The sequence below is a fragment of the Nitrobacter sp. genome (assembly GCF_051535215.1).
In the GTDB taxonomy this organism is placed as follows: domain Bacteria; phylum Pseudomonadota; class Alphaproteobacteria; order Rhizobiales; family Xanthobacteraceae; genus Nitrobacter.
Genome location: NZ_JBPPLY010000005.1, coordinates 130,945 through 147,986, shown reverse-complemented (window position 1 = coordinate 147,986; position 17,042 = coordinate 130,945). Strand labels below are relative to the sequence as shown.

At 64.2% G+C, this 17,042-nt stretch carries 16 protein-coding genes; 7 read left to right on the top strand and 9 right to left on the bottom strand.

Features of this window, described 5'->3' with window-relative positions; translation table 11 throughout:
- Positions 1-126 precede the first annotated feature (126 nt).
- Complete coding sequence (locus tag ACS3WB_RS08005; RefSeq protein ID WP_011511110.1) at positions 127-414, bottom strand: hypothetical protein; 288 nt, start codon at positions 412-414, stop codon at positions 127-129.
- Positions 415-737: 323 nt separating this feature from the next.
- Here ACS3WB_RS08005 and ACS3WB_RS08000 point away from each other — a divergent pair, with 323 nt between their 5' ends.
- Together ACS3WB_RS08000 and ACS3WB_RS07995 are read left to right on the top strand one after the other, a co-directional pair.
- Entirely contained in the window at positions 738-1,994 is a 1,257-nt protein-coding gene (locus ACS3WB_RS08000; RefSeq protein WP_438275033.1) for a threonine ammonia-lyase, read from the top strand.
- 82 nt (positions 1,995-2,076) lie between these two features.
- A complete protein-coding gene (locus ACS3WB_RS07995) occupies positions 2,077-3,927 on the top strand; it encodes an acetyl-CoA hydrolase/transferase C-terminal domain-containing protein (RefSeq protein WP_438275032.1) in 1,851 nt (616 codons plus the stop codon).
- Between the two features lie 166 nt (positions 3,928-4,093).
- Here ACS3WB_RS07995 and ACS3WB_RS07990 read toward each other — a convergent pair whose 3' ends face one another.
- The 3 genes from ACS3WB_RS07990 to ACS3WB_RS07980 all read right to left on the bottom strand — a co-directional run bounded on the left by ACS3WB_RS07990 (position 4,094) and on the right by ACS3WB_RS07980 (position 7,023).
- On the bottom strand, positions 4,094-4,873 hold the full coding sequence (locus ACS3WB_RS07990) for an enoyl-CoA hydratase (RefSeq protein ID WP_438275079.1): 780 nt from the start codon (positions 4,871-4,873) through the stop codon (positions 4,094-4,096).
- A 204-nt stretch (positions 4,874-5,077) separates the two neighbouring features.
- Positions 5,078-5,785: a hypothetical protein gene (locus ACS3WB_RS07985; RefSeq protein WP_438275031.1), complete on the bottom strand. Its 708-nt coding sequence runs from the start codon at positions 5,783-5,785 to the stop codon at positions 5,078-5,080.
- 128 nt (positions 5,786-5,913) lie between these two features.
- Positions 5,914-7,023 carry a DUF2336 domain-containing protein gene (locus ACS3WB_RS07980; RefSeq protein ID WP_438275030.1) on the bottom strand — a complete coding sequence of 370 codons (1,110 nt, stop codon included), beginning with the start codon at positions 7,021-7,023 and terminating at the stop codon, positions 5,914-5,916.
- A 105-nt stretch (positions 7,024-7,128) separates the two neighbouring features.
- Between ACS3WB_RS07980 and ACS3WB_RS07975 the strand changes: the two genes are divergently transcribed.
- From ACS3WB_RS07975 to ACS3WB_RS07955, 5 genes are all read left to right on the top strand, one after another.
- Positions 7,129-7,392: a hypothetical protein gene (locus tag ACS3WB_RS07975; RefSeq protein ID WP_438275029.1), complete on the top strand. Its 264-nt coding sequence runs from the start codon at positions 7,129-7,131 to the stop codon at positions 7,390-7,392.
- Between the two features lie 201 nt (positions 7,393-7,593).
- Positions 7,594-8,163, top strand: coding sequence for a sigma-70 family RNA polymerase sigma factor (locus ACS3WB_RS07970; protein ID WP_438275028.1), 570 nt, complete (start codon positions 7,594-7,596; stop codon positions 8,161-8,163).
- Complete coding sequence (locus tag ACS3WB_RS07965; RefSeq protein WP_438275027.1) at positions 8,160-8,855, top strand: hypothetical protein; 696 nt, start codon at positions 8,160-8,162, stop codon at positions 8,853-8,855. The genes ACS3WB_RS07970 and ACS3WB_RS07965 overlap by 4 nt, the downstream gene beginning before the upstream one ends.
- A 9-nt stretch (positions 8,856-8,864) precedes the next feature.
- Positions 8,865-10,733, top strand: a complete 1,869-nt coding sequence (locus tag ACS3WB_RS07960; RefSeq protein ID WP_438275026.1) for a S8 family serine peptidase — start codon at positions 8,865-8,867, stop codon at positions 10,731-10,733.
- A gap of 357 nt (positions 10,734-11,090) precedes the next feature.
- The gene (locus ACS3WB_RS07955; protein WP_438275025.1) at positions 11,091-11,609 is read left to right on the top strand and encodes a TIGR03809 family protein; all 519 of its coding nucleotides are present in this window, start codon (positions 11,091-11,093) and stop codon (positions 11,607-11,609) included.
- Positions 11,610-11,679: 70 nt separating this feature from the next.
- Here ACS3WB_RS07955 and ACS3WB_RS07950 read toward each other — a convergent pair whose 3' ends face one another.
- The 5 genes from ACS3WB_RS07950 to ACS3WB_RS07930 form a co-directional block, all read right to left on the bottom strand.
- Complete coding sequence (locus ACS3WB_RS07950; RefSeq protein WP_438275024.1) at positions 11,680-13,047, bottom strand: TIGR03808 family TAT-translocated repetitive protein; 1,368 nt, start codon at positions 13,045-13,047, stop codon at positions 11,680-11,682.
- Between the two features lie 76 nt (positions 13,048-13,123).
- A complete protein-coding gene (locus ACS3WB_RS07945; RefSeq protein WP_438275023.1) occupies positions 13,124-14,386 on the bottom strand; it encodes a multidrug effflux MFS transporter in 1,263 nt (420 codons plus the stop codon).
- 105 nt (positions 14,387-14,491) lie between these two features.
- Entirely contained in the window at positions 14,492-15,157 is a 666-nt protein-coding gene (locus ACS3WB_RS07940; protein ID WP_438275022.1) for a pyroglutamyl-peptidase I, read from the bottom strand.
- Between the two features lie 67 nt (positions 15,158-15,224).
- Positions 15,225-16,205: a methylmalonyl Co-A mutase-associated GTPase MeaB gene (gene meaB, locus ACS3WB_RS07935; RefSeq protein ID WP_438275021.1), complete on the bottom strand. Its 981-nt coding sequence runs from the start codon at positions 16,203-16,205 to the stop codon at positions 15,225-15,227.
- Positions 16,202-17,008, bottom strand: a complete 807-nt coding sequence (locus tag ACS3WB_RS07930; protein ID WP_438275078.1) for a PdaC/SigV domain-containing protein — start codon at positions 17,006-17,008, stop codon at positions 16,202-16,204. Before ACS3WB_RS07930 ends, meaB begins: the two co-directional genes overlap by 4 nt.
- Positions 17,009-17,042: the final 34 nt, after the last annotated feature.

Genomic DNA, 17,042 nt, shown 5'->3' with positions numbered 1-17,042 from the left:
TCCGGACGCCGCCTTAGCGGCGATCACAGATGCGCAATTGCGCATCGGATTCCGGGTTCGCGTCTTCGACGCGTCCCGGAATGACGACAAAAACGATCGGCGATTTCGTAGATCATTGTGCTCTCTTCACTCCACCGACGCGCCGACCGGCGGCCCCCCGGGCGGGCGGTGCAGGAAGGTGATGGTCGCGAAGGCGCCGAGCCAGGAGCCGACCGCCGCGAAGGCGACATAGACCCAATTTTCGGTATAGCTGATCACCGCGAAGGACGAAAGCAGATACCAGACGCTGCTCCAGGTCGCCGCCGGCACCCGCCGTCGCGCCACCACGGCAGAGGTGAACATCACATAGACGGCATCGGTCGCCGCGGTGGCCAGGACGACACCCGCAGCAGTCAGAGGATCAATGGCGGACATTCGAGCTCCTTGCGTTCGGCGCAAATCATGGACGAAGCCGAGACGGTTTGTCACGCGCCGCGCCGGTCCCGGCGGAGGAGGGTCTCCCGGTGCCGGCTGTTGTGGCCGCAGCAATCGCAAATATTAATGCGCCGGTATGTTTTTTGCGCGAAATCAGGGCTTCGGTCAGCGGCGATAGCCGACGGTCTCCGAGAATCTGGCCCGGACCGCCATTTTCCATGATCTTCACCTCGCGCGGACAAGGCGAGGCCGTTGACGATACCTGTTTCGAATTTCCCGCAGGTAGCATAAACCCGCGTTCGACCACTCACCGAGGGACAAGTATGAGCGATGCAGAGCACGGCAAATCCATCGGCGTGGCGGATCTGCGGGCGGCCGCGGACCGTCTCGCCGGCCGGGTGATCCGCACGCCCCTGGTCCATTCGCGCACGCTGTCCGATATCAGCGGCGCAGAGGTCTGGTTAAAACTGGAAAACCAGCAGTTCGTCGCCTCCTTCAAGGAACGTGGCGCGGCCAACAAGCTGCTCACGCTGTCGCCTGAGGAGGCGCGCCGCGGCGTCATCGCCATGTCCGCCGGCAACCACGCCCAGGGCGTCGCCTATCACGCTCACAACCTCGGCATCGCCGCCACCATCGTGATGCCGAAGTCGACGCCGTTCGTGAAGGTGTCGCGGACGAGAAAGCTCGGGGCGCGGGTTCGGCTCGAGGGCGAGATTCTGGCGGAATCCGCCGCCTTTGCCCGGCAACTGGCCGCGGACGAAAATCTCGTCTTTGTCCATCCCTATAACGATCCGGCCGTGATCGCGGGGCAGGGCACGGTGGCGATCGAGATGCTGGAGGATCAGCCGACGCTCGACTGTATCCTGACGCCGGTCGGTGGCGGAGGACTGGTCGCGGGCTGCGCGATCGCGGCGGCGAACCATACGTCGGCCGTCGAGGTCATCGGCGTCGAGGTGGAGTCCTACGCCGCCGTGGCGCAGCATCTCGCCGGGCGTCCGATCTCGGTTGGCGGCGCGACCATCGCCGAAGGTATCGCGGTGCGCGACGTCGGCGCGCTGCCGCTGGCGATCCTGCGCGAATACGGCATCGAGGTGATGACGGTGGCGGAACGCCTGATCGAAAAGGCCGTCATCCAGATGCTGGAGATCGAGAAGACCGTGACGGAAGGCGCGGGCGCGGCTGCGCTCGCGGCGCTGATGAGCAATCCCGCCCGATTTGTCGGACGGAAAGTCGGGTTGATCATTTCCGGCGGCAATATCGACACGCGCACACTCGCCAATGTGCTGATGCGCGGGCTGGTGCGCGACGGCCGGCTGATCGACCTCGTGGTGGAGATATCCGACAAGCCGGGCGCGCTCGCCGAACTCGCCTGCATTATCGCGGAACTCCGCGGCAACATCGTCGAGGTGCAGCATCAGCGTCTGTTCAGCGCGTTGTCGGCCAACATGACCGAGGTCGAACTGGTGATCGAGGCCCAGGACACGGCGCACGGCAGCGCCATCGTTGCCGGCCTCGAAGCTAAAGGCGTAAGGGCGCGCCGCCGCGACCGGCTGGTGCTGTCCCGGGATTTGAACGAATGACGCCAGTATCGTTGCGGCGAGAGCCGCGGCGTGGAAGGCGGGAAAGTGCGCCGAATTTGATCGATATGCAGACTATTTGCTGATGCCCAAAATTTTCACCGATCCCGCCGCGATTGTCGACGACATCATTCGCGATGTCGGCTCCCATCTGATGGTGGGATTGCCGCTTGGGCTCGGCAAGGCCAATCACATCATCAATGCGCTCTATCAGCGTGCTGCAGCCGATCGCAATCTCGACCTGACTTTCTTCTCGGCGCTGACGTTGGAGAAACCACGGCCCTCAAGCGAGTTGGAAAAGCGATTCATCGCACCGGTGATCGAGCGCCTGTTCGGCGGCTGGCCCGACCTCGATTACGCCGCCGCCTTGCACAAAGGCGAGCTGCCGCCGAACATCAAGGTCACCGAATTCTTTTTTCTGGCGGGCAAGTGGCTGCGCAACGCCTATGCCCAGCAACATTATATCGCCGCCAATTACACCCACGCCGCATCCTATATCCTCGACCGCGGCCTCAACGTCATCACCCAGCTTGTGGCCAAGCGCGTCGTGGACGGCGAGACGCGCTACAGTCTGAGCTGCAACACCGACACCACGCTCGATCTCCTGCGCGCCCGCGCCGCCGGCCGGGCGTCGTTCAAGCTGGTGGGGCAGGTCAATTCGCAACTGCCGTTCATGCCCGGCGCGGGCGATCTCCCGGCAAGCGAATTCAGCGCCATCCTGGACAGCCCCGAGACCGATTTTCCGCTGTTCGCGCCGCCGTCCGAGCCTGTGTCGGATACCAAATACGCAATCGGCCTGCATGCGGCGGGGCTCATCAAGGACGGCGGCACGTTGCAGATCGGCATCGGCCAGGTCGGTGACGCGCTGGCGCAAAGCCTGATTCTTCGCCACCGTGATAGTGCGCGTTTTCGCGACATCGCGGCGCGGCTCGCTCCGAACAGCGCGATGAAAGAAACCGCGCCGTTCGCAGCCGGGCTTTATGGCGTCAGCGAAATGGTGTTCGAGGCGTTCCTCGGGCTGATCGAGGCCGGCGTGCTCAGGCGCGAGGTCGATGGCGCCGTTCTGCACGGCGCGTTCTTTCTGGGGCCGCAATCGTTCTACCGCGCCTTGCGCGAGATGACGCCTGTGCAACGCGCGCGCATCCAGATGACGGCGGTGTCCTTCACCAATGAACTTTACGGCGACGAGGCCGCCAGGCGTCGCGACCGCGTCGATGCGCGCTTCGTCAACAACACCATGATGGCGACTTTGATGGGAGCCGCGATCTCCGACGGTCTCGAAAACGGTCAGGTGGTGAGCGGCGTCGGCGGGCAGTACAATTTCGTCGCGCAGGCCTTTGCGCTCGAAGGCGCGCGCTCGATCCTTACGCTGGAATCGACGCGGCGCGAGAAGCGCGGCGTGGTATCCAACATCCGCTGGTCCTATGGTCATGCCACCATCCCGCGCCACCTGCGCGATATCGTCGTCACCGAATACGGCGTGGCGGATCTGCGCGGCAAGTCCGATGCCGAGGTGATCGCCGCGATGCTCAACGTCGCGGATTCACGTTTCCAGGACCAACTCATGCGGCAGGCGGTCGACGCCGGAAAGCTGCCGCGCGATCACCGGATTCCTGCGGCGCATTGCGACAATACGCCGGCGCGTATTGCCGACGCGCTGAGGCCCGCGCAGGCGGCTGGTCTGCTGCCGGCGTTTCCGTTCGGCAGCGATTTCACCGAGGTGGAGCAGCGGCTGATCCCGGCGCTTGAATCCTTGCGTGACGCGTCGCGCTCACCATTGGCCCTCGCCGGTTTGCTGATGGAAGGATTGCGCCCCGGCGATGCGTCGATACAGCCCGCGCTGGCGCGCATGGGCCTCGATCACCCGAACAGGTTTTCGGACAGGCTTTATCGTGCGCTGCTCAACGGCGCGCTGAAGCGCAGCCGCGGGACATAAGCCGTCGCCATGGCCTGGCTAAAGGGCGAAGCGCGCAGACGATCTGCTATCCATCTAAAAAAAGATCATCATGAAGATTGATGGATACGCGTATCAAGCTCCCGCATGACATTAGAGCCTGACGTTGCCCCCGCGTGTGCAGGGGCAACTGATCGGTGAGAACAATCTACCGGTTTTTATTGTCCGGCTTGCGCTTCTCGACGAATGCCGCCATGCCTTCGGCGCGGTCTTCCAGCGCGAAGGTCGAGCGGAACAGGTCGCGTTCGACGTTCATGCCTTCCGACAGCGTCGTCTCGAAGGCGCGGTTGACGGCGCTTTTGGCCATCGCCGCGGCAGGACGGGACATCGAGGCGATCTTTTCGGCGGCGTCGATCGCCTCGTCCATCAGTCTGTCGACGGGTACGACGCGGCTCACAAGTCCCGACCGCTCGGCTTCCGCCGCGTCCATCATCCGACCGGTGAGGCAAAGATCCATCGCCTTGGCCTTGCCGACGGCGCGGGTCAGGCGCTGCGTGCCGCCGATGCCGGGAATGGTGCCGAGCGTGATTTCGGGCTGGCCGAATTTCGCGGTGTCGGAAGCGATGATGATGTCGCACATCATGGCGAGTTCGCAGCCGCCGCCGAGCGCATAGCCGCTTACCGCCGCCACGGTCGGCTTGCTGCAGGTGGCGACGCGATTGCTGCCGATCGTCTGGAAGTCCTCGCTGAATATATCGATGAAGCTTTTCGGCTGCATCTCCTTGATGTCGGCGCCGGCGGCGAAAGCCTTTTCGTTGCCGGTGATCAGGATGCAGCCGACGCCGTCGTCGGCCTCGAAATCGTCAACCGCGGTTGCGATTTCACGAAACACCGCGAATGACAGTGCGTTGAGCATTTTCGGCCGGTTCAGCCTGATGATGCCGACCGCGTCCTTTCTCTCGACGACGATGTGCTCGAACGTGCTCATGGCCATCCCGCTTCTCCCGCTGCATGCCGCGACGGATGTGTGTCGGTTGGCAATGTGCCCGCGGTCAAGCGACGCCGCAAGGCTGCGTTTGCGTTGCGCGGCCTGCGGCTCGGATACAAAACGCCGGTCCGGCGAGAGCGACGGACCGGCGGCAGCGGAAGAATGGAAATATCGGCCGGCTTTCGGGGCGGCACGAACGCGAGATCAGGCCATGAACATCCGCGCGGCGGAGCCGAGCGTGAGCAGCCCGCCGAAGGCGATGAAGATCTTGCCGATCAGGGAGGTGTGATTCCAGGTGGAGTTATCGCTCGCCGTCACCGCCTGTGCTGCGGTGTCGGCGCTGCTCGCGGGTGGCGCGACGTCGATGGACGCCAGCGCGAGGTGAGCTTCAGCCGGCTTGTCGTCGGTCAGGGCGCGGTCGATTTCGTTGAGTTCGTCGGGCGAAACGATATCCGCGGCAGTCGCGGAGTTCGCATTGCCGGCTTGCGGTTTGGAATCGCCCTGATTGGCGGACAGCATCTGGCCGGCACTGCTGGCGAGTGCACCCGCTTCGGTCTTGGGCAAATCTTCGATGGCACCGGGCATCTCGGCATTGGCATTCGCGTCGGCGACGGCCGGCGGTAGCGGCGTCTGCTTGTCGCTGTCCTCAGTTGCCGTCGTCTCGTGAGCGGTTGTCGCCGCGTGAACTTTCGTATCGGCTTTCGTTTCCGGTTTGGTCGGTTTCCGCGTTCGTGCGTGCCGCTTGTGCGCCTTATGGTTGGTGAGCTTGACCGGTGCACCGGCGTTTTCAGCGTGGGAGGCCAGACTGGCCGGTTCCGCCGCGCTGTCGGTCGCGCGCATCGGCCCTGCGAAACCCAAACAAAGCCCTGCTGCGATGATCAACGCCGAGCGTCCTCTGGCCTTGATGCTCATGGCAATCTCCCCGTTTTGTCAGCCGATCGGCCGACAAAAGAAACGCCGGGCGTGGCCATACAGGGGCAGAAAAAGGGAATTTCAACGACCGTGGCGAAACCATGGCATTGCCGCCGGGGCAGCGCACGTCAGCCGGCGTCAGCCGCCTGCTGCGTCCGGTGAAAACGCAGCACCTGCTGCGCCGTGGAAGGGCGCAGACGTTCGTAGGTCTGCTCCGCGGCATTGATATCCGTCACCTCGATATCCGCGAGATCCCTGCGCATGTTGATGATGGTTTTGACGGTCGGCCAGGACAGCCCGCTGACTTTCGCGAGAATGAGCACGCCCTCGGTTTTGGATTCGATCATCATTTTCTCGGCGACGGCGACCGAGACTTTGGCGAGGCAGGCGATAGCGGCGTTGGTTTCGTCGAACTTCCCGGCTTTTGCAAATGAAGCAACTTCTTTTTCATCGAGCCGTCCGTCTTCGTAGAGAGACCTGACCAGTCCGTGTGCAATGGTCGTATCCTCGCTGATGGCCGCCGGCGCCGAACGCGCCCGTTGTGCCACTTCGCTGACGGCGACCGAAACATCGTTCACCCGGTCCGGGTTTGCCGCGGCGAGACGGGCCTTCACCGAGGCGGAGGCCTTTGCGATCAGCTTGAGATAATGATGACGTGGGATCGACGGCCGCCGCTTTCCGACGCAGATCGCGATGTCGTCGTCGGCCTCGGCGCGTGCGACGAGGCGCGTGAAACCTTGCTCGGAGAATTCCGCGCCCGGATTGTTGACGGTGCTTTTGACGACCTCGTCGTTGCCTCGCTCCACCAGAACATCGGTGACAGCGCCGCTCAGGACTTTCCGTGTCGAAATGGCCAGCAGATGCGCCTGGCTCTTGCTGCGGGCGTTCTCGACCAGCGCATCGTCACCGAGCCGTTCGGACAACGACAGCACGGGCGCGGCGATTTCGATCAGATCGTCGAAGGCCAGCGCGTGAATGATCTGCGGCGGAGCCTTGGCAATGGGAGCGAGACGTCTGGCGAGCAATGCTTTCGCCGAAGTCTCGATATGGCGGATGAGGCAATTGAACACGTCGTCAAAGACGGTGATCTGTTCGTCGGAATAGTCGACCGCGTTGTTCAGGAACAGGTCGGTGACGCGCCGCAGCGTTTCGACCCGCCGCGCAACGGTGCCATGGGCGAGAACAGTCTGAAGTTCGTCGAGCAGACTTGCGGAGGAGACGGCCGATTTGGAAGCCATTGGCTCTATCCTAGAGTTCCCACATCGTACGCAGCGACATTCTTCGCCTGGATCCGAATCGCGATCGGAACGGTACGGGTAAGCGTAGATCAGAAGCGCCGGTCGATGACGCAGCTTGATGGAGTCTACCGGGAAAAGCCTTTAGGTTTGGTATCTTTTGGCTGGCGGGGAGAGGTGGCGGTATTGTTAACAGGTTATTTCTGCAAGGGAATTTTCGCCTGTCCGGGCGGAGGCGAGGTTCACGGCCCGCGGTCAGGCCAGCTTTATATCGTGATCCTCTTCCAGGGCAGGGCGGATGCCTTGCCCTTTCCGCTGATTCAGGCTCAACCTTGGTGGAATGCTACCCCGCGTCGCTGGCGTATCGCCTGAACCCAGATTCAAAATCCTCCGCCAGGCTTGTATTTTATTGCTCGTGGTCCTCTCGCATTTACAAATCCTCCCGCGCTGGGATGCAGACGTTAGAATCAGACCACAAGCCTGCCTGATCACCGATGCCGACAATTTGAGAAGATTTGCCTTGCCAGTCGAACCTTTAGCCCTGCAACGCCGACCAATTCTGCGAGACGGCCAGTGAGTGCGGCACAGGCGGCATCGGATGAGACCCTGATCGCCCGGATCGCTCAAGGCGACCGCCTCGCCATGCAGGTGCTGTATGGGCGGCACCACGTCAGAGTCTTTCGTTTTGGACTGAGGCTCGTGAGAAACGAACAGGTCGCGGAAGATCTTGTCAGCGAGGTCTTTCTCGATGTCTGGCGCCAGGCCGGCAAGTTCGAGGGCCGATCCGCCGTCTCCACATGGCTATTGGCCATTACGCGCTTCAAGGCCCTGTCGGCGCTGCGCCGCAGGAAGGATGCCGAACTGGACGATGAGGCCGCCAACGCGATCGAGGATCAATCCGACGATCCCGAAGTGACGGTCCAGAAGAAGGATACGAGTAACGCATTGCGTGAGTGCCTGACGCGGCTTTCGGCGGAACACCGGGAAATCGTCGATCTTGTTTATTACCACGAGAAATCGGTGGAAGAGGTCGCCGAGATCGTCGGGATTCCCGAGAACACGGTGAAGACGCGACTATTCTATGCGCGCAAGAAGCTGGCCGGTCTGCTGAAGGCAGCCGGCATAGAACGAGGTTGGCCATGATGGCGGCGAACAAGAAGATCGTTGAGGCTGGACCTGACGACATCGAGGCCCTGCTGCCGTGGCACGCGGCCGGAACGCTGAGTGCCCGCGATGCGCGTCGGGTCGAGCAGGCGCTGGCGCGGGATCCGGCGCTCGCGAAGCAGTATTCGGTCATCCAGCAGGAGTATGTCGAAACCATTTCGCTGAATGAAAGTCTGGGCGCGCCGTCTGTTCGTCCGATGCAAAAACTGTTTGCCGCGATCGATGCCGAGCCGGTGCGCAGCGCTTCGATGTCGCGCGGCCTGTCGGCGCGGATCTCGCAATTCCTCGCGGGACTTTCGCCGCGCATGCTGGCCGCAAGCGGTGCGATCGGCGGGCTCGTCGTCCTGCTTCAGGCCGGCGTGATCGCCGCGATGCTGGCGAGGGACGGAGGCCATTCGTTCCAGACCGCGTCGCATCGTGCGGAAAACACACCGATGACCCGCGGACTGGCCACCGACTCGAGTCCGCAAGTGCTGGTGCGGTTCGCACCGGACGCGCGCATGTCAGATATCAGCGCGCTGCTCGATGCCTATCAGGCGACGATCGTTTCGGTATCAAGAGGCGGCCTGTTCCAGTTGCGTTTTGACGGCAGGGCGCCGAAGGACTCCGGCGACCTGATCAGCAGGCTTCAGAGTGAGAAGATCGTCAATCTCGCCGTTCCGGCTCAATAGGATCGGGCGATGCGTCGGCGCGCGACGAGCGTAACGAGATGGAGCGCCGTGCTCGCCGCGGTGACGGGTCTGTGCGGGCTCGCGGGATTCGGTGCTCTCACAGTTCACGCGCAAACCATCATGCAAGGAGGATCCAGAGGCGCTGCGGCGTTCGGATCGCGCGACGGCATAACGGCCGGACGCGGCGGGATGGGTGGCGGCTACCATCCGGGCTGGGGCCATCGTGGCATCGGGCTGGGTTACGGCGGGTTGGGTTATGGACTGCCGCTCAGTGTGATCGAAGCCCCCTATGTCGAAGCTCCCTACCGTGTCATCGAACGAGAGGACGCCCCGGCGAACGACGGCGGGCGGTCGCGTCCGCCGCGCCGCAAGACCGTTGACCGCGAGCCGAAACCACGGAAGCCGGTCACCGCCGTCACCGCATCAGGCATCTCCTATATCCGCTACACGCCCAACACCTATCCGGTTTGCGCGCGCGGCGACGGCCTGATGAGCGGCGAATGCAACGGCCGTCCGTTCGTTGCCGACCTCGGAGGCAATGGTCCGCCGCCGCAGGATCAGAACAGCGGACCTCGCCGCGACCCGCGACAGACTGCTGCGCAGCGCAACTATCTGCCGGGCCAGATCGTCGCCGAAACCGCCGCCATGCCTGATGCACAACTCGCTGCGTTGGCGCGAAGGCACCGGCTTCAACGTATCAACTCCCAGGATTTTCCGCTGACCGGCAGCACGGTCAGCCTGTTCCGCATCGTCGGCCAGCGTCCGGTTGAGCAGGTGCAGGCCGAATTGCGCGCCGATGCAGCCGTCCGCTCGGTGCAGCCGAATTTCCGTTACGTCCTGCAGGATCAGAACACGGCGGCCGCGGTCGCCGAAGGCGACCCCGCGCAATATGCGCTGGCAAAGCTGAGGCTTCCGGAGGCGCATACGCTGGCGCACGGCAAAGGCATCATCGTCGCGGTGATCGATTCCGCGATCGACGCCGATCACCCTGAACTGGCCGGCTCGATCGCCGGGAGTTTCGATGCCCTCGATGCGAGGGCCGGGGCGCACGTGCACGGCACCGGCATCGCCGGCGCGATCGCCGCCCATGCGCGGCTGATGGGGAGTGCGCCGGCCGCCAGGATTCTCGCGATCCGCGCTTTCGGCGTGACGCAGGGCGCTGCCGAGAGCACGTCGTTCACGATCCTCAGGAGTCTGGACTACGCGGCTGCTCACGGGGCGCAGATCGTCAACATGAGCTTTGCCGGCCCGAAGGATGCGCTGGTCTCGCGCGGCATCGCAGCCGTGGCGGCAAAGGGCATCGTCATGGTGGCCGCGAGCGGCAATGCAGGTCCGAAATCGCCGCCGCTTTATCCGGCCGCCGACGCCGGTGTGATCGCAGTCAGCGCGACCGATGTCGACGACCGTCTGTTTGCCGCCTCCAACCGCGGCAGCCATATCGCGGTCGCGGCTCCCGGCGTCGATATCTTCCTTCCCGCGCCCGGCGGAAAATACCAGATGACGTCGGGCACCTCGTTCTCCGCCGCCTATGTCAGCGGTCTTGCTGCGTTGGTGCTGGAGCGCAATCCGGCGCTGAAGCCGGCCGACGTCCGCGCCATCCTGACGACCAGCGCCCGCGATCTGGGAGCGCCGGGCCGCGATGACCTGTTCGGGGCCGGCGAGGCGAACGGGTACGGCGCAGTGAAGGCCGTGCCAGATGGCGCTGTCTCCGCTGCGGACAAACCTGCGCCGGTGATCGCCGTGTCCAATCCGGCGCCGGCCGTCGCGGCATCCGATGCCGCCGCGGCGACGTCCGGCGAGACTGAGCCCGCTGCGGGCGAGCCGTTACCCGCGCCGGCAAGCATGGACCCGCCCGTGGCGGCTCCTTCCGCGAAATAATCAGTGTTTCCAGATCGTTAAAAAATTCACGCCCGCCTTGAACGTTTTTCGCGGGCGCGACGACACAAGCAATGAGGGAGCCAAAACTCCCCCGAGGCTATATCAGGCGCGAGCGCCCATCCACCCCAGCGCCCATATGGCTTGACCCGCCCGGTTGTCCCCCCGGGCGGGTCTCTTCGTTTCAGCGACCTTTCCGAACCGCCGCGACAACCGCATCCGTGTAAACCCGTGCCGGCGGCGTCATATTCGTGCCACAAAGTGCTGGACTTCGCCAAAGTTTTCCACAGAATATCCGACAGTCATTTGAATGATTCGTTCGTTGCGTCTGCGTCCGTTCTCCCCCTTGCGGACTGTCCCATGACTCAACGAAACGACGCCGGGCTCGCCCAAAGGCATGTTCAGGACTACGCTCAGCACATCCTCGATCGCTGGTGCAGGATCGCCGAACAGCGGCTCGACTATCTCATCGAACTTTATGAAAGCGGACGGTGGCGCCGCTTTCATTCCGAGCACGCCTTCATGGAAAACGTCATTGAGGCGAAGACGGCCGTCGAAACCTGGCGAGCGCTGGCACGGCGCGAGGCGACGCCGGACGATCAGACGATCGATCGGTCGCGCCTCGATCGGCCTGCGGAGACCTCTCCCATCACGCAGGATGAGCCTGGACAGTTGACGGCCCGGCAGCTCGGAACCGCGGCCGTGCATGCGGCGCTGACATCGATCGTGTCGCTGCCGGAAGATACGTTGGTCGAGGCGAACGACGACGCGCCGGCGGAAGAGCAAACGGCATCGAGTGCCGGAATGTCGGCGGCTATCGTGTCCGGCCAGCTTACTTTCCAGGAACGCTATCCGATGCTGCGCTATAACGCCCTGTAGCGGTCGCTTCGGTGGAGCTTTAATCGAGAGCCTGCCTCAGGGACGCGGGCTCATGTGAGCCGGCCTGAATTCAACGCACCAGGTTGGTGCCGATCGCGACCTGCGCGTATTTGGCGGCGCCATCGGCGGCAAGGTCCGGTGTCATCGGCCTGGCGTGGTCGAGGCCGACCACCGCGCCGCGCGGCGCATCCGAAATTACGTTGTTGCCCACTAGCGCCGTTCCGGCGCCGTCCACCACCGAAACGCCGATGCCGATGAAGGTCTTGCGGATGATATTGCCGGTGATCGCGACGTCGCGCAGATACTTGCCCCAGCCGGCCACGATGCCGAACGACGGCGCGTTCTCGATGACGTTGCCGATAACGGATGTATCGGCTTCGACATAGATGCCGATGCCAGCATCGTCGTCGGGGGCGGTGCCGATCGGGCGCTTCGGCAACAGGTTGCGGATGATGTTGCCTTGCACGACCGCAAGCCTGCCACCCTCGTTGAAGTTGCAGACGGAGACCCCGACGGCGGCGCCGTCCACGGTGTTGTTGGCGATCACCGCGCCCTCGAAGGCGAACTCTGAATACAGCGCCACCTCACGCACGCCGCTGACGCTGTTGCCGGTGATCTGGATGTTGGAGGCGGAGTTGCCGCGCACGGCCGAGTAGTCGCAATCGCTGATGCGGTTGCCGCTGACGATGACGTTGCCGGCACGGAAGGCGTTGATGGCGTTGCCGTGCTGGCCGGAGCCGCCGGGGCCGGCCTTGATATGTTCGATCCGGTTGCCGGTGACGATCGAGCCGTCGTCGCCGATCGCGGTGCGCAGGATCTCGATGCCGTTGTCGTTGGCGTCGAGAATGGTGTTGCGTGCAACCGTCAGCCCGAGCGCGTCGAACGAGACGATCGCGGTGGTCGCGGTTTTCTCGATGATGTTGCCGCAGATCTCGCCCGCGGCGTTCTCGAGCCAGATGCCGTTGCGGCCGCTGCCGGTGATTTCGCAATGTACAATCCGCAGGTCGCGCCCGCCAAGGCAATGGACCAGGCCGCGCCGCTCGGGCAGGGGAATGCCGCCGCCGGCAAGCGTGAGATTGCTGATCCCGATATGGTCGGCGCCCTCACTCGTCAGCAGCGATGTGCCGCCCGTGAACATCAGCGTGGTCGCGCCGCGCACGCCGATAAGTTGCGAGCCGTTGGCGAGCCGCAGCGCCCCGGTCCGATAGACGCCGGGCGGCAGCGCGAGCGGCGCGTTGGCGCGGGCCGCCTCGTCGATCGCTCGTTGCAGCGCGCGGGTCTGGTCGTCCGGTGAATTCGGCTTTACGCCAGAATGCGTCGCGTCGCGCCCGAGCGTCGATGTCAGCGGAGCAGCGCGCGCGGCGTCCGGCGGCATCCCCAGCGCGCCGGCAACGCCGGCGGCGGAAGCTCCGAGGATATGGCGGCGGCCGATGTCCATGCGAGGATGTAACGCGAAAAACCGCAAACGACGCTGAAACGACGACGGTGGACGCAGGCGATTATTGGCGACAGGGTTAACGCGGCGGTGTGTGGACCACCGGATTATGCGGCACGAACAGCCGTCCGCGCTCCACCACGATCACGACGGCGAGAGCGGCAAGCGTGCACAGGAACGCGCCGGTCGCGAACGGCAGCATGGTGCCGTTGAAATCCTGTCCGATCAGCGCGCCGACACCGCTGCCGATCAGGGTGGTGATGGAGCCGAACAGCGAGGAGGCGGTCCCCGCGATGTGGCCCTGCGGTTCCATGGCGAGCGCGGTGAAGTTGGAGAACATCAGCCCGAACGCGAACATGGTGCCGATCGCCAGCACCATGTAGACCGGAAACGACAACCATCCCTGCCACGCCGCGAGCAGCGTCAGCATCGAGATCACCACCGATCCCGTGAGCGCGCCATGCGAAATCACCCGCATGCCGAACCGTCCGACGATGCGCGAGTTCAAGAGACCCGCGGCGGCGATGCCGATGGCGATCGCGGCGAAGGCGAGCGGAAAATAATCGCCGAGGCCGTAGATCCCGGTGAAGATCTGCTGCGAACAGAACACGTAGGCGAACAGCACGCTCTGGACGCCGCCGGTGGCGAGCGCGTAGCCGATGGTCTGCCGGTTGGTAACGGTCTGGCGGAACGCGTCGAAGACGTTCGCTGCAGTCAGCGGCTTGCGGCCCGTTGGGGGAAGGGTTTCAGGCAGCCGGATGGCGCACCACAGCAGGGCCAAGAGGCCGTAGACCGTGAGCACCACGAAGATGCCGCGCCACGCCGAAAACAGCAGGATCGCCTGGCCGATCGAGGGCGCGAGGACGGGCACCGAGATGAAGACCATCATCACCAGCGACAGCACGCTCGCCATCCGTCGTCCAGTGTAGCAGTCGCGCACGATCGAGGTGGCGATGACGCGGGCGGCCGAACTTCCGATGCCCTGCAGCACGCGCGCCAGCATCATCATTTCGAACGACGGCGCGACCACCGACAAAACGCCCGCGGCGCTATACAGCAGCATTCCTCCAATCAGGACCGGGCGGCGGCCGAAACGGTCCGACAGTGGTCCCATGATGAACTGGCCGGCGCCGAAACCGGCCAGATACACCGAGATCACCGCCTGGACGTGATTGGGATTGGCTATCCCATAGGCGTCGCGCACATCCGGCATCGCCGGCAGCATCATGTCGGTCGCGATCGGGTTCAGCGCCATGATGCCGGCGACGATGGCGACGAATTCGGGAAACCCCATCGGCCGATGGGTCTGCGATACCCACCGGTCCACGCTCGCGTCGGTCATTGTTTATCCCGGCAGGTCGGAACGGAGGCCAATATCGATGCCGCTGCTGCGCTGCACAATGCCCGTTTCAAACAAAACTGTCCACCGTCGGGCAGGCGCGGCCGATCACAATGAATTTGAATCCAAGTCAGAGCGATCCGCCTGCCTTGCCGCTTTCACCATCTCCAGCAGCATGGCCTCGCCGGCATCGCTCAGATGGTCCAGCGTGATCCCGCCGGGAACATGAGCCGAGCCGTCGCGTTTCACCGGCGGAACATGGACAAAGGCGGCGAGGCGCGGCCCAGTTTGACAGCGCGTGGCCTCGATGGCGCGCCAGCACAGGTAATTGCAGAGATAGCTGCCGGCGTCGCGCGAGGCGCGCGCGTCGATGCCGGTCATCCGCGCCGCGCGCAGCAGCCTGAAAACATGCGGTCCGAACGCACGCGCGTCCGCCGTGTCTGCAATCGATCGTTTGTTCATCCGCGCGCCGTCGAGGTCCGGCCAGATCGCCGTTGCCGCATTGCGCGCGCGGGTCTCGATGCGCAGCCAGGGCGTGCGCGTCGCAAGGCCGAACATCAGCAGCGCGTGCGGGCGATACGTCGCAAGAAGTTGCGGCAGTTCGCGATCCACTGTCTCGTAAGCGACGCGGAAAATGTGGGTTGCGATCACGACATCGTCCAGCGCGGGCCGGCGCAGCCGCGCCAGCCGTCCGACCAGCGGCATGGTCGGATTGAACGGCGCGCCGGGGAAGGGGCCGAAGCCGGTGACGAGGATGCGGAGTGAAGCGGTCATGGTGGATCAAAGTTTTATCATGTGAGGCGCGGTTTCCCTCTTCCGCAAGGGAAGAGGAAAAGAAGGCTCACCGCAGCAACTCCGCGATCTGGTCCGCCGCCAGCGCCGGGGTGATGCGACCGTCGGCGACTGCGGCTTCGGTCGCCTTCACTTTGGCGCGGATCGCGGCGTCGCCCCGAAGCCGCGCCTTCATGCGATCCTCGAACATCGACCACATCCACTTCACCTGCTGCTGGCTGCGCCGCGCGGCGAACTCGCCTGACGCCTGCATCGCGGTGCGGTGCTCGACGATCTTCTGCCAGAGTTCCGGAATGCCTGATCCCGTCAGCCCGGAAAAGGTCACGACCGGCGGCTGCCAGTGCTCGGAGCGGGGGCTCAGAATATGCAGCGCGCTGCGATATTCCGCCGCCGCACGATTGGCGCGCTTGATGTTGTCGCCATCCGCCTTGTTGACCGCGATCATGTCGGCGAGTTCGACGAGGCCCTTCTTGATGCCCTGCAATTCGTCGCCGGCGCCCGGCAGCATCAAGGCGAGGAAAAAATCCGTCATGTCGCAGACTGCGGTCTCGGATTGCCCGGTGCCGACCGTTTCAACCAGAACCACGTCGAAGCCCGCGGCCTCGCACAAGAGCATCGCCTCGCGCGTTTTGGCCGCGACGCCGCCGAGCGTGCCGGCGGCGGGCGAGGGGCGGATATAGGCGGCGTCCGAAGCCGACAGCCGCGCCATCCGCGTCTTGTCGCCGAGGATCGAACCGCCGCTGCGCGCCGAGGACGGGTCCACCGCGAGCACCGCGACTTTGTGGCCGTGCTCGATCAGAAACATGCCGAGCGCGTCGATGGTGGTTGACTTGCCGACGCCGGGGGATCCGGTGATGCCGACGCGGATGGCGCTACCGGTATCCGGCAATAGCACCTGCAACAGCTCGCGCGCGGTCGCTTCATGATCGGGGCGGCGGCTTTCGATCAGCGTGATGGCGCGCGCCAGCGCCGCGCGATCACCGGCGCGGATGTCGCTCGCGAGGTCGTCGGTCGAAAGGGGACGGATCATTTGTCCTGTTTGGCCGCTTCCGTGCGGTCGCCGGCGAAGATCGCAGTACCTTGCGGCGAAAGATATGGCTCGAACGTCCGCCAAGGCACGAAGACGACGAACGATCCTTCCACATAGGGACCGACAGCATAAGGCGGATAGTGGAATTCGAGGCCGGCGCTTTTGCCGGATTCGGTCGATGCGGCAAGTGTCACCGCGCCGACCTTCAGCAGCGTCGGCTCGATGCCCTTGTACCAGTCGATCCCGCCTGCGTCGTCGATGCCGCGTGCCTTCTTGTCGGCCTTGACCGCGGCAATGGCGGCCGCGCGCAGCGCTTTCATGGTGGCGCCGTTGTCGGTGGTCTCCTTGAAGAACGGCCGGATGCTGATGCGTTTGCCGGCGCTGTCGTCCCACAGGATAGTGTTGATATCGGTGTTGGGATGTGCGCCGCCGGTATAGGCATAGTCGGTGCGCACCACGCTGACATAGCGGCCGACCTGCGAGACGCGGCTGTAGCTGCGTTCGAAGGTCCATGCGCGACCATCGCGAAACAGGTCCGGCGAGGCCTTGAACTCCTTCGCTGCGTCGGCGCGGTTGTGTTCCACCCAACGCTTGCCTTCGGCGAGGCAATCCGCCGCCAGCGCTCCATTCGATTTGATGCCGTCGTCCAGGATGACGCTGGCGTCGATGTATTTCGTCTTGACGGCGAAGTCGGGCTTGGGCTCTGCAGCGATGGCAGGAGCGACGACCGCGAATGCCAGGACTGCCGCGAGACGTGAAAATCTCCGAAGCTGACTCGCGATAGAACTGAGGCTGGTGATCATGGCAACCTTCGTCATGGCCGGGCTCGTCCCGGCC